Origin of the sequence: Pseudomonas vlassakiae (assembly GCF_014269035.2) — a bacterium.
GTDB classification, from domain to species: Bacteria; Pseudomonadota; Gammaproteobacteria; order Pseudomonadales; family Pseudomonadaceae; genus Aquipseudomonas; species Aquipseudomonas vlassakiae.
Genome location: NZ_JABWRP020000007.1, coordinates 94,024 through 105,401 on the forward strand (window position 1 = coordinate 94,024; position 11,378 = coordinate 105,401).

The following is an 11,378-nucleotide window of genomic DNA, read 5'->3' on the forward strand; positions in this document are numbered from 1 at the left end:
AGGCCTCACCATGACCGAACGCTTCAGCGAAACCCTGCAACGCCAGAACCAGCCGACCTGGTCGGCGGCCGTCAGCCATCGCTTCGTCACCGAACTCTGCGCCGGCAGCGTGGCTGACCCGATCATGGTCAACTACCTGGTCCAGGACCACCGCTTTCTCGACAGCTTCCTGACCTTGCTCGGCGCCGCCATTGCAACCGCCGACACCTATGAGGCCCGCCTGCGCTTCGGCCGCTTCGCCGGGATGATCTGCAGCGACGAGAACACCTATTTCCTGCGTGCGTTCGAAGCCCTCGGTGTCAGCCCGGCGCAGCGTGCCGAGCCCGCCGACACTGCACCGACCGCCGGTTTCAAGGCCATCATGCGCGAGGCGGCGGCCACCCGGTCCTACGCCGCCGCACTGGCCGTGCTGAACGTTGCCGAAGGCCTGTACCTGGACTGGGCCCTCAAGGCACCCAAGCCGTTGCCAGCCAACTTCGTATACGCCGAATGGATCACCCTGCACGACAACCCGGCGTTCTGCGATTTCGTCGCGTTCCTCAAGGCCGAACTGGACCGGGTCGGCCCCCAGGAGGCCGCATTGGCCAGTGATTTCTACACACGTACCGTTGAGCTGGAGCTTGCCTTCTTCGACGCCGTCTACCGCGAGGAGGCATGAGCATGGATATTTTCGAGCGTTTGAAGGCTGCTACGGCCGGGCAGTGGAACAGCTATGTCGACCACGACTTCGTGCGCCAGATGGGCGAGGGCACCTTGTCGGAAGACGCCTTCCGCACCTACTTGATCCAGGACTACCTGTTCCTCATCCAGTTCGCCCGCGCCTGGGCTCTGGCTGCCTACAAGAGCCGCCTGCCGGCGGATATCCGCGCTGCCCAGGCGGGCTTGGCGGCCATTCTCGACGAGACCGAACTGCACCTGCGCCTGTGCGCGCGTTGGGGGCTTTCGCAGGCCGATATCCAGGCTGCACCTGAGCACCAGGCGACCGTGGCTTACACCCGTTACGTGCTCGACTGCGGCGCGGCGGGTGATCTGCTTGAGCTGCATGTGGCGTTGGCGCCATGTGTGATTGGCTATGCCGAGATTGGTCGCACGCTGGCGGAGCGTATTGGCGACCTGAGCGATCACCCGTATCGGGAGTGGATTGGCGAGTATGCCGGGGAGGCTTACCAAGGCGTGGCAGCGGCGGCGCGCAAGCACCTGGATGAACTGGCGGCGCGGAGCATGACCGAACAGCGGTTTGTAGAGCTGGCACAGATCTTTGGCCAGGCTTCGCGGCTGGAAGCTGACTTCTGGCAGATGGGATTGGATGGCGTGGCCTGAGGCTGGGCTGGGCCTTCAACCAGAGGTTTTGGGGGAGGTTTTGTGAATCGCCGTGCACATGTACCGCACGGCGATCCGGTCGCGTTCGGGCAGTGTGCGGAAGTAATTGATGAGGTTCACCTCTTCCTTTGTGAGGCGGCGCAGGAACAGGCGTTGGTTGAAGGGGGTGAAAGCCCGGAGCACGCGGAGCAGAACGGAATCGATTGCCATGGAATCGCCTTGCTGGATTGTGGGCCTCGTCCGTGAGATTTTCCTTACTTTGTCAGGGGATAAAGATGAAGTCTAGCGACATGGATCAATGATTGGATGGTTGGCTGCTGCACATCGTGAACGGGGTGCAACAACGTCGCTCCGGATGCCTCTGGCAAACGGCGCAGCGCGGTCAGTGTGCTGCAATGGCAGCGGGCGGCGCTTCGCTTAGCAGCCAACCCCAGTCCGTCAGCTTTTGAAGCCGGACAGTGGCTCTGCCCGGTTTCGGCCATTTAGGTCAAACTGCGGTTTCCAGGGGCTTGCGCCAGTCGTCAGAAGCAGAGGTCGCAGAAACCTTATGCTCCCAACTGATCTTGCGGTAACTCATCGAAACTTCGACGAGTTGCGTGTAGTTGGCGTTCTCCTGATTCTGTGCATGCGGTAATACTGTGTTGATATCGACGATGATGGCGTCAACCAACTCGGTGGTGAAGAAGTGCTCCTGCATACCAGCAGCGGATGTGCGGTACCACCGGACAGTCGTCATCGTCAGCACTTCTCCGGTGACCAGCGCTTGATACAACAACGGGACAGCTTTGTTCAGCGAGCAGGTGAAAGTGAACGGTTTGTGAACGCGCTGCCCCGCAGGCTGCCCGCTCTGAGGGTCGGTTGGTACGGTTACCCTATGCTTTATTTCTTGTATGAGAATTTCGTTTTCGTGGCCCTCCACGTATACGTTTCCAACTGAATCTTCTGTAAATGCATTGGCAGTAATCAGCCCTTGAGTGGAGCCTTCAATGACGATGTAAGCTGGGGTCGGCATAGCAGTCTCTCCTGCATCCAAGTGGATAAAACACGCGCACCACAGGTGGCGTGGCCATCGAAATCGATGGGCTTGTCAACGAGCCCGGAGTCTCGCCAATTCGTGGAAAGGGATCACTGCTGGAGAATGCCGTTGAGCGACTCCAGCACTTCGGTGGTCAGCAGGTGCAGGCGATAGCTGTAAATTCCGTACACCACCGCCATGACCACGGCGCTGATCAGCAACGGGCCCCACCATGGCCACTGGCGGTGCATGCGAAAGTCGCTCGGAGCGACATTGGCCAGGGGATCGCAGACCTGTTCCGGGACCGGACCACGTACTTCCCGGATAAGCCTGTTGATTTGTTGGAGCAGGGCGTTCACCGCCTCATCGCCATTGGGCGCGAGGCCGTATTTGCCCTTGAGACCAAGGCACAGACACAAGTACAGGAACTCCAGCACATCGATGTAGCGCTGGGGTTCCTGCATCAGGCGCGATAGCACCGTGTAGATCTTCTCCCCGCCCCAGGTCTCGTGATGGAAAATGCTCAGGAGCGACTCCTGGCTCCAACAGGAATTGCTGCCCCAGGGGCGGCTCATCACGGCCTCGTCCAGGTACAGGCACAAGGCATAGGAATAAGCCAGCCGTTGTGCGGGCTCATACCCGCGCTGGCGCATTTCCTCGACGATGTTGTCGACCTGAGTGCGCACCTGATGGTGCACTTCCTGGATATTGGGCAGGCTGTCCAGGGTGCGCAGACGCATCACCAGGCCGAACAGCGGCATCGCGGCATCGATCATGGGGTTCTGGAAAGTGCCGCGAAGCTGGAAGTCCGGGTCTGCCGGGTAGCCTGCAGAAACATGCTCGGCCTCAGCCTCATAGGCATCGGCAGCCCGGGATTTCGCATGGTGAAGCGCAGTTTCCAGCGGTTCACGTTTCGTTGGCGGTGTGTCCACTTCATTCACTCCTGATCGCCCAGAACTGCAATTCAAGGCCCGGGATCTTCCCGCCGATGTGAATACCGAACCCGTGGCTGTCCTTCATGGAAGCCCAGGCCGGGCTGCGTCGGTCCAGCTCGAAGTAGCTGAAGCCGGCATGAAAGGGCAGGTCGCGGGGTGCCACGGGCAAGGCCACCAGCGTAATGCCCGGCAAGTGATGCAGGACCATCTCGTTCATCGCTTCCAGCGCGCTGACCTTGACTGTGTGCACGAAGATCTGGCGCAGCGATTCCACCGGCTGGTCGGCGCGCACCGCGATGACAAAGTCGGCCTCGTCGATCAGGCGGCGGTCTTCCAGGGTCGTGGTCATCACGCCCCAGTCGAGCGTCTCCAGCGGCAACGACACCGCGCGCGGCTGCAGCACCGTGCTCAGGGCGCGGCGCAGCGTGTCTTCCAGCGGTTTGAAGGAAGTGCGCAGGGCATTGTGGTGATACGCCGGGTACTCCTGCGGCAGGCGATTCTCGTCGGTGAAGGTCGCCAGTTCACCGCAGGCCTGGCTCATGCAGAGATAGAGCTGCTCGGGGTGGGTCTGCGGTTGCCGGGCCAGGTGGGCGAAGCAGGGCCACCAGCGATTAAGGGCCTGCAACAGGTTGAAGTCGCGGATATCGGCGATGCCGGACTGGCCCGACGAGCCGATACGCGCTGCAAGGTTGCGCGCCCGTTCACGCAAGGTGTTGCTGATCTCTTCAAGGAAGCGCTTGAGCGCCGGTATTGCCCCCACGGACACGCTGGTGGGGTAGAACGATTCGTCCAGCTGCAGGCTGCCATCGGGGCGACGCTCGAGGATCTTTGCCAGAGCGAGGCGGGTATAGGCACTGCTATCTTCGCCGTGCCGCCGCAACTGCAGGTTCGGCACGGCGAGGTGCACCTGGGTCAGGTCGCCATCGGCCGTGTGGGTGTCCTTGATTTCCTGGGCGTGTGCGACATAACGCAGGTTTGCCACGCTGTCCGGCCAGCTCACTTCACGGCCACCGTCGGTGCGCAGCGGCAGGCACAGATAGATCTCGCCGTTCTGCGCACCATCGTCGCTGATCTCCAGCGGCGGCGGTGGCGGCAGATCACCGGGGATATCGAAGGCGGTACCGTCGGGCATGATGCCCCTGGCCCGAGTAATGGCTACCTTGCCAAGGTACAGGTATTCATCGTTCAACTGCAGTTCGCTGAAACCATAGAACGCGGCATTCAGGCTGCTCAGGCGTTGGTGCAGGGTTGCCTCGCTGGACCGGGCCGCTTGCTGGAAGTGCTGCGGTTTGACGAACAGGCCTTCGGGCCATAGCACAGGGTTACGTGAACTCATGGGCACTCCATGTCAGGGATGAGGGGATTGCAGGCCAGCTGATCGATCATCGGTCCTCTTCCTTGAGCTCAATCTGCGCATCATGGACGTGCAGTGCGAGCACGACCCGGCGGCCGCGAGGAACAATGCGCAGCACCTGTTGCCAGGTCGCACTTTCCAGGCTGCGGTAGTCGGCGATCACGGCAATGAAGCGGGTGTCGGCATGGATGGGTTCGAACGGCACGAACTTGAACTGGCCGGGAGACAGCAGGTAATCGTCATGGCGGATGTAGGTGCTGCGCAGCGCCTGGGCCGGGTCAAGTTCCAGCTGCTGGTAAACGCTGTTGAGCAGCAGCGAGTCGTCCCGCAGTTGCAGGACCTTCACGGCGATGGGGCTGGCGAGCTGGGGGCCGTGGCCGGGCGCTGCATCGGGCCGATCGAACGCTGTTGTGGGTGGCTCGTAGTCCCCGAGCGCACTCTCGACAGCCGGCGCTGCTTCGGGGTACTGAGCCTGCAGGTAGCCGTACAGGCTGGCGACTTTCTCGGTGAGCTCATGCGGGTCGTCTGCGCTGAGGTTCACCGTGTAAGGGCTCTGTTCGACTGCGCCCGGTGCTCCCTCAGCGGGTTCGCTGTCATCGGTGACGCCATTCAACGTAGGGCTGACATGGATGCTCATGGCCAGTTCGGTCGGCACATCTTCTGGCGCACCCACGGGGATGGACGGGTCTTTCAGCACCTGGACCATCTTGCCCAGGGCTGTGCAGCCAGCGGTGGCCGCAAGCACAAGCAGCAAAGCGCAGGTCATCAGGCGTGGGAGCATGGTCGCGGTCCTGTAATGAGATCTTGCAGAGGGTTCTGGTCCGAAGGGCAAGCTGACAATTTCGCATCGAGAGCAACCAAGGGGTCGTGCCCGGGGAGCGGGTCGAATGCCGAGCACACCTCGATGGTGAGGGGTGGGAACGTGTCGATGGCGTTGACACTTGGGCTGATCGAGGCGCTGGCTTCCAGGGCCTCGTGCACGGTCTGCGAAGGACGGAAGACTTCCCCCAGCGAAAGCCGGTTTAGCTGCTCCGGTTGCAGGTCGACCCGTAGCCGGTAGGTGCCGACCTGCAGGATGTCTCCATCCTTGAGGCGCATGGGCTGGCCGTTCCCGAGCGCGTGTGTGCTGCCATTCAGATACGTCCGGCCGCTATGGTCGATGGCGCAGAAGCCGCCTTCCATCCAGCGGATTTCACAGTGGATGGGCTGTACGCTCAGGTCCCGGTCGATCAAGAGCCAGTCTGCTCCCCGGCTGCCGAGGGTGCCGCCGCCGCGGCCGAACCGATGCTGACGGTTCACACTGAGCGGTAGTTGTGCGAGGTTGCTGACGTGCAGGGTCAAAGCGCTCATGCTCGCCCCCTGAAACGCACCACCGGGCTGATCACCCCGTGGCGGTCATCGATGAAACTGGTCCAGCCCAGCCAGGCACCCTGGCCAGGATGCAGGCAGAACGACGTCAGCACATTGCGCTTGAGGCGCAGTTCAAGGTCGTACGCCAGCCCGTCTCTCAACAGCACGTCGATCAAGGCACGCAAACGGCCGAAGTTGACGCCACTGGGCAGTAGGTCGCGCAGCTGTGCCTGGTCAAGTTCGCCGATCACGATCGTGAACTTGCTGCTGCGGGTGCGTGTTCGGCTGCCGATCATGAAGCTGTTCCCCAGCTCGCCGTTGGCCCGGCCGAGGCACACCAACTGGCCGGTGGCAGTCGGTACCGAGCGCGCCTCGAACTCGCGAATGTGAACTTGTGTGAGGTCGAAGCAGTGGCCGATGATGCCGGCCACGGTGCCTGGTGAACGGCTGCGGCTGGCGATCACACCGGCAAAACTGAGCAGGCGGCTCCAGGGCAGCGCGGTGTCGCCTCGCAACTGGCGATCATTGAGGCCGATCAGTGCGAACACGTATTGGGAAAACGGGTCGTTGGCGCCAGGTTGAAAGCGGATGTAGTAACGGTACTTGCGCCAGGCACGGTGCAGCAGGCCAAGCAGGCAATGGTTGAAGAAGTCGAGGAATGCCGGGCGTACACCAATACTTTGGGCATGTTCATGGGCGATCTGCTCCAGGTAGTAGGTGGGCAGCGGCGAGTCGCTGCCGTGCAGGCCCATGAAGGTGGTGCAGATTCGGTAACGGCTATCATGGCCGGGCATCCGCTCGGCCTTCAGCACGTCGCTGGCGGGAAAGCGCAGCCGTGGATCGCTACCCAAGCGAACCCGCAGGCGCGTGGCAGCGTCGGGCCAACGGGCGTCCAGGTCGTCACCATGCAGGCCATGCAGATGCTCCAGCAACTGGAAGAAATCGTAGCGATGCGCTTGCGCGAGCAGCGAGTCGGCTAGATCAGGGGCTGTTTGCCGGTCAGCGGTGGCCATGTGTAGTGCTCATTGTTGGTGGTGTTGGTCACTTCCAGCTGATGGAAGGAATTGATGCTGGCGTACAGGGCAAAGAAATGCGCGAGCACACAACTGAAGAGGTACAGGTCGCCCTCGCAGAGAAAACCCTGCTGGTCGAGTTGCAGTCGGGTGTGCAGGCCGCGAACGGGCTGCCCGCTGATCAGCCAGTCCAGGGGCGCGGTCTGCACCTCACGGATAGCCTCCAGGCGCTTGCGCGTAGTGCGCGCCTGCTGGATGTCATGCAGGGCGGCGAAGTCATAGGCGCGGATGACCGCCTTTAACGGGTCAGCCGACAGCAGCGACAGGTAGTTGAGCGACAGGTTGGAAATCAGCGCCCATTGCAACTGGCCGTCGAGGACAGGGCGGCACGGCCGGGTCGGGCGCTGGAGGTTGCGGTAGGTGGTCAGCGGCGGAGTGAATTCATTGATGACACAGATATCGCCGGCATTCAGTGCCAAAGGCAGGTCGCGGTTGGTGCAGGTCAGGTCGATGGAGGCTGTTTCCAGGGTGCCGCGGTAGACGCTGGTATCAGCGCGTACGAAAGCGATTCGGTGGATCACGCCATCGTCAAGCAATGACGCCTCGAGCTGGCAGCGGTAATACAGCGTGGTTCGGCCCTGTGCGTGCTCGATTTCATGAGCGAACGACTCGAAAGGCAGGAAGGCCCGCAGCGGCTCGCCCGGCTCGCCATCGGCCATGGTACGCGTACTGATCACCTGGTCGACACTGAAGATTTCGTAACCGTGCGCTGCGCTGCGGTCTGGCTTCAACAATGCGTGCGGATGCTCACCTGACAGGTCGATCGGTTCGGCACCGCAGTGCAACAAGTTGACCGCCGGCGTGCAGAACAGGCAGAAGTCGTCGAGGCCAACGGCCATCGCGCCAGGCAGTGGGCGACTGAAATGTAAGTCGATACTTACCTGGCCGTTGCCATCGGTCGGCCAGCACTCGCCCAGGCCGGTCAGGGTGAAGAAGTGAAAGCGCTGAGGAAATACGAAATACTCCTGCAGGATCCGGTAGCCGTCGAAGACATTCTGCGGGTAGGGCAGCAACGCTTCTTCGGGTCGAAAGCCTGGAAAGGCCAGGCTGCTGGCCGGTAGCCGGCGGACTTCGCCGTTGATGGTCACGCTGATGTGCTTCAGGTACTGCGCGAGCCACAGGTACAGGGTCTGCGCGCAGCGGTCATCGCCACTGAGGTGAACGTCCAGGCTTTCGCAGCCCAAGGTAATCAGCGGGCGCTGGACCAGTGTCTCGAGTTCGATGCGCACCACGGATTGTTCCGGCGTGTGGGTCGCCTGGACGTTGTGGATGGCAAAAGGATGCAGCTTCACCTCGGTACAGGTTCGGTATTCGCAGGCGATACCATCCACGGGTATGGAGAACAACCGTGTACCCCTGGGAATGCTGCGTGACTGGCTGAGCGCCTGTTTTTCCGGTGTGAACTGGATGATCGTTGCGCTCGGCAGGGGGCGCAGGTAATTGGGCCAGAGCAGTTGCAGCATGGGGTGGGTCAGTTCCGGCAGGTCATCCTCAAGCTTCAATCGCAGCTTGGCGGTCAGGAACGCGAAGCCCTCGAGCAGCCGCTCCACGTCCGGGTCGCCGCTGTCCTTGCCCAGAAATCGCGCCAGTCGCGGGTTGTCCATGGCGAAATCCGCGCCCAACTCGCGCAGGTAGCGAAGCTCTTCATTGAATCGATCCTTTAATGACATGGTTAACTTACTCGGGTGTATCGGCTAAGGCCGTTGACCAGCAGCTCGACCTGCAACAGCTCTGGGTGATCGTTCACCTGTACCAGGCAATCGAGCCGCAAGTGCAGTTCGAGTGGGGCGTGGGCATCGGGCATGGCTTTCAATTCACAGATCCGGATGCGCGGCTCGAAGCGCTGGAGGGTCTGGCGGATGTCATCGCTGACTTGCCGCACCCGATCTCCAGTGCTCAAGTCGTATCCGTTGAAATCGCGCAGACCCAATTCAGGGCTGCTCCGGGAGCAACCTTGGCGGGCATTGAGCAATGTCTCGAGGTGGCGTTTGATCACCTCGAACTTGTGCCCGGCCTGTTCTCGCCGAGAAAGCGCGCGACGGGTCGGCTGCCTGGCAGTCAGGCGGTCGAACAGGCCGCTCATTGCGTATCGAGCCGCCCGACCAGCGAGATCTCGAAGTTGGCGCCCATGTATTTGAAGTGCGGACGCACGGCGATGGTGACCTGGTACCAGCCCGGATCTCCGGCGACATCCGAGACTGCGATCGAGGCGGCGCGCAACGGGCGACGACTGCGTACATCGGCCGAAGGGTTTTCCTGGTCGGCGACGTATTGCTTGATCCACTTGTTGAGCTCCGACTCCAGGTCGCGACGCTCCTTCCAACTGCCGATCTGTTCTCGTTGCAAAACCTTGATGTAATGCGCCAGGCGGTTGACGACGAACAGGTAGGGCAGCTGGGTGCCGAGCTTGTAGTTGGTCTGGGCCTGCAGGCCTTCGGGGGTCCTGGGAAAGGTCTTGGGTTTCTGCACCGAGTTGGCCGAAAAGAACGCCGCGTTATCGCTGTCCTTGCGCATGGTCAGGGCGATGAAACCTTCCTCGGCCAGTTCATACTCTTTGCGGTCGGAGATCAGCACCTCGGTCGGGATCTTGGCCTGCAACTGACCCAGCGACTCGTACAGGTGCACCGGCAGATCTTCCACTGCGCCACCCGACTGCGGGCCTATGATGTTCGGGCACCAACGGTAGCGGGCAAAGCTGTCGTTGATACAGCTGGCCAGCAGGAACGCGGCATTGCCCCACAGGTAGTTGCCGTGGCGAGCGTCCATGTTCTCGTGGTAGCTGAAGCTTTCGGTTGGCAGTTCCTCGGGATGGTAGGGCGGGCGCAGCATGAAGCGCGGCGCGACCAATGCGGTGTGGCGAGCATCCTCACTGTCGCGGAACGCCCGCCACTTGGCATGTCGGGGACCGGCAAAGATGTCCTTGATCTCCTTGAGGTCAGGCAGGTCTTCGAAACTATTGAGGTTGAAGAATTCCGGTGCTGGCGCTGCCAGGAACGGCGCGTGAGCCATGGCGCCGACCGATGCCATGTAACTTAGCAGTTTGATATCCGGTGATGACGGGCCGAAACTGTAGTTCCCCAACATGGCGGCAATCGGCTCCCCGCCGAACTGGCCATAACCGGCGGTGTAAACATGTTTGTAGATACCGCTGCACGTGATGTCGGCAGCGTTTTCGAAGTCGTCGAGCAATTCTTCTTTGCTGGTGTGCAGGAACTCAAGCTTTATGTTCTCGCGAAAGTCCGTGCGGTCGACCAGCAGTTTGAGGCTACGCCAGGCAGACTCCAGTTGCTGGAACTCTGGTTGGTGGAGAATGGCGTCCATCTGCTTGCCAAGCACACGATCGACTTCGGCAATCATCTGGTCGACGCGATGCTTGTTGATCGATTGCTCCGGCTCATCGCTGCGCAGAATCTGCGTGATGAATGCGGCTACGCCTTGCCGGGCGACCTGATAGCCTTCCTGGGTCGGCATCAGCAGTGTTTGCGCCATGATCTGGTCGAGCAAGGTAGCCTCGCCCAACGCTTCGGATGAAACTTCTGCTGTGACGGCCGTGCTGTTCTGTGTCGGCATGCTGACGCTCCGTTGTCTTCAGTCTTGTTGTGGTGCGTCGAGCACCAGGTCCAGTTCCCGCGCCAGTCGCTGGCGAGCATGATCGTCACTCAGCAACTGCTGGAGCTGCCTGCGAAACGCCGGGACGTTACCCAAAGGGCCTTTGAGTGCCACCAGCGCTTCGCGCAACTCGATCAGCCGGTTCAGTTCCGGTACCTGGCGCGCGATCCGGTCAGGCCCGAAGTCCTTGATCGAGGCAAATTGCAGGTTGACGGCCAGCTCGGCGTCGGCGTCCTGGCCGAGCAGGGAGGGGACCGACAGGTTCAGGCTCACTTGAGCGTCTTCCAGCACACTGTCGAACGAATGCTTGTCGACCCGCAGGACCGGCCGGTCCTCGAGTGCACGGCTGTCCTCCAGCCCGAAATCACCGATGACCAGCATCTTGTGGGGCAGTTCGACTTCAGCCTGCTCGCCGCCTGTAGCGGGAACATAGCGGATGTTGATGCGTTCTTTCGGTGCCACGGAGTTCATGTTCTTTGGCATGTTCATTTAAACTTCCTGCTTTGTTTGTAAGGCGTTTCGCAAAAGTTATTGGTGTGGATGCTTGTTATTTGTAGGGCGTTTCCGTGATGCCTGGGGTGTTTTTGTAGGAGTCTTCCTATAAAAAGCGAATGTGGTGTATTGAATGGCTGATGCCAAATGCTCTCTTCTTAAAACATGCGCAGGAAGTTACTTGTTGGTCGAGGGCTTAAGTGTAAGGAAATATTTATTTGTATATTTCA

General features: G+C 61.0%; 13 protein-coding genes. 2 read left to right on the plus strand and 11 right to left on the minus strand.

Going from position 1 to position 11,378, the window contains the following annotated elements:
* Nucleotides 1-10 precede the first annotated feature (10 nt).
* Both HU738_RS11285 and tenA read left to right on the plus strand, forming a co-directional pair.
* Entirely contained in the window at nucleotides 11-658 is a 648-nt protein-coding gene (locus HU738_RS11285; protein ID WP_186602328.1) for a TenA family protein, read from the plus strand.
* Complete coding sequence (gene tenA, locus HU738_RS11290; protein WP_186602330.1) at nucleotides 655-1,320, plus strand: thiaminase II; 666 nt, start codon at nucleotides 655-657, stop codon at nucleotides 1,318-1,320. The genes HU738_RS11285 and tenA overlap by 4 nt, the downstream gene beginning before the upstream one ends.
* Before the next feature lie 15 nt (nucleotides 1,321-1,335).
* Here the strand turns inward: tenA and HU738_RS11295 are convergent, their stop codons facing one another.
* The 11 genes from HU738_RS11295 to tssB all read right to left on the minus strand — a co-directional run bounded on the left by HU738_RS11295 (nucleotide 1,336) and on the right by tssB (nucleotide 11,139).
* Nucleotides 1,336-1,530: a hypothetical protein gene (locus tag HU738_RS11295; RefSeq protein ID WP_186602332.1), complete on the minus strand. Its 195-nt coding sequence runs from the start codon at nucleotides 1,528-1,530 to the stop codon at nucleotides 1,336-1,338.
* Between the two features lie 277 nt (nucleotides 1,531-1,807).
* Nucleotides 1,808-2,332, minus strand: coding sequence for an Hcp family type VI secretion system effector (locus tag HU738_RS11300; RefSeq protein ID WP_176506289.1), 525 nt, complete (start codon nucleotides 2,330-2,332; stop codon nucleotides 1,808-1,810).
* A gap of 113 nt (nucleotides 2,333-2,445) precedes the next feature.
* Nucleotides 2,446-3,237 (minus strand): type IVB secretion system protein IcmH/DotU, encoded by a 792-nt coding sequence (gene icmH / locus HU738_RS11305; protein ID WP_225923439.1) that lies wholly within the window; start codon nucleotides 3,235-3,237, stop codon nucleotides 2,446-2,448.
* Nucleotides 3,238-3,268: 31 nt separating this feature from the next.
* Nucleotides 3,269-4,606: a type VI secretion system baseplate subunit TssK gene (tssK, locus tag HU738_RS11310; protein ID WP_186602333.1), complete on the minus strand. Its 1,338-nt coding sequence runs from the start codon at nucleotides 4,604-4,606 to the stop codon at nucleotides 3,269-3,271.
* A 46-nt stretch (nucleotides 4,607-4,652) separates the two neighbouring features.
* Nucleotides 4,653-5,405, minus strand: a complete 753-nt coding sequence (gene tssJ, locus HU738_RS11315) for a type VI secretion system lipoprotein TssJ (RefSeq protein ID WP_186602334.1) — start codon at nucleotides 5,403-5,405, stop codon at nucleotides 4,653-4,655.
* A complete protein-coding gene (locus HU738_RS11320) occupies nucleotides 5,390-5,974 on the minus strand; it encodes an FHA domain-containing protein (RefSeq protein ID WP_186602335.1) in 585 nt (194 codons plus the stop codon). Before HU738_RS11320 ends, tssJ begins: the two co-directional genes overlap by 16 nt.
* A complete protein-coding gene (tssG, locus tag HU738_RS11325) occupies nucleotides 5,971-6,987 on the minus strand; it encodes a type VI secretion system baseplate subunit TssG (protein WP_186602336.1) in 1,017 nt (338 codons plus the stop codon). Before tssG ends, HU738_RS11320 begins: the two co-directional genes overlap by 4 nt.
* On the minus strand, nucleotides 6,951-8,717 hold the full coding sequence (tssF, locus tag HU738_RS11330) for a type VI secretion system baseplate subunit TssF (protein WP_186602337.1): 1,767 nt from the start codon (nucleotides 8,715-8,717) through the stop codon (nucleotides 6,951-6,953). Before tssF ends, tssG begins: the two co-directional genes overlap by 37 nt.
* 2 nt (nucleotides 8,718-8,719) lie before the next feature.
* Nucleotides 8,720-9,130, minus strand: coding sequence for a type VI secretion system baseplate subunit TssE (tssE, locus tag HU738_RS11335; RefSeq protein ID WP_186602339.1), 411 nt, complete (start codon nucleotides 9,128-9,130; stop codon nucleotides 8,720-8,722).
* Nucleotides 9,127-10,617, minus strand: a complete 1,491-nt coding sequence (gene tssC, locus HU738_RS11340; RefSeq protein WP_186602341.1) for a type VI secretion system contractile sheath large subunit — start codon at nucleotides 10,615-10,617, stop codon at nucleotides 9,127-9,129. Before tssC ends, tssE begins: the two co-directional genes overlap by 4 nt.
* Before the next feature lie 18 nt (nucleotides 10,618-10,635).
* Nucleotides 10,636-11,139 (minus strand): type VI secretion system contractile sheath small subunit, encoded by a 504-nt coding sequence (gene tssB / locus HU738_RS11345; protein WP_186602507.1) that lies wholly within the window; start codon nucleotides 11,137-11,139, stop codon nucleotides 10,636-10,638.
* Nucleotides 11,140-11,378: the final 239 nt, after the last annotated feature.

Coding starts and splice junctions, on each gene's coding strand:
- HU738_RS11285 (WP_186602328.1), top strand. CDS start 11: ATGACCGAACGCTTCAGCGAAACCCTGCAACGCCAGAACCAGCCGACC.
- tenA (WP_186602330.1), top strand. CDS start 655: ATGAGCATGGATATTTTCGAGCGTTTGAAGGCTGCTACGGCCGGGCAG.
- HU738_RS11295 (WP_186602332.1), bottom strand. CDS start 1,530: ATGGCAATCGATTCCGTTCTGCTCCGCGTGCTCCGGGCTTTCACCCCC.
- HU738_RS11300 (WP_176506289.1), bottom strand. CDS start 2,332: ATGCCGACCCCAGCTTACATCGTCATTGAAGGCTCCACTCAAGGGCTG.
- tssK (WP_186602333.1), bottom strand. CDS start 4,606: ATGAGTTCACGTAACCCTGTGCTATGGCCCGAAGGCCTGTTCGTCAAA.
- tssJ (WP_186602334.1), bottom strand. CDS start 5,405: ATGCTCCCACGCCTGATGACCTGCGCTTTGCTGCTTGTGCTTGCGGCC.
- HU738_RS11320 (WP_186602335.1), bottom strand. CDS start 5,974: ATGAGCGCTTTGACCCTGCACGTCAGCAACCTCGCACAACTACCGCTC.
- tssG (WP_186602336.1), bottom strand. CDS start 6,987: ATGGCCACCGCTGACCGGCAAACAGCCCCTGATCTAGCCGACTCGCTG.
- tssF (WP_186602337.1), bottom strand. CDS start 8,717: ATGTCATTAAAGGATCGATTCAATGAAGAGCTTCGCTACCTGCGCGAG.
- tssE (WP_186602339.1), bottom strand. CDS start 9,130: ATGAGCGGCCTGTTCGACCGCCTGACTGCCAGGCAGCCGACCCGTCGC.
- tssC (WP_186602341.1), bottom strand. CDS start 10,617: ATGCCGACACAGAACAGCACGGCCGTCACAGCAGAAGTTTCATCCGAA.
- tssB (WP_186602507.1), bottom strand. CDS start 11,139: ATGCCAAAGAACATGAACTCCGTGGCACCGAAAGAACGCATCAACATC.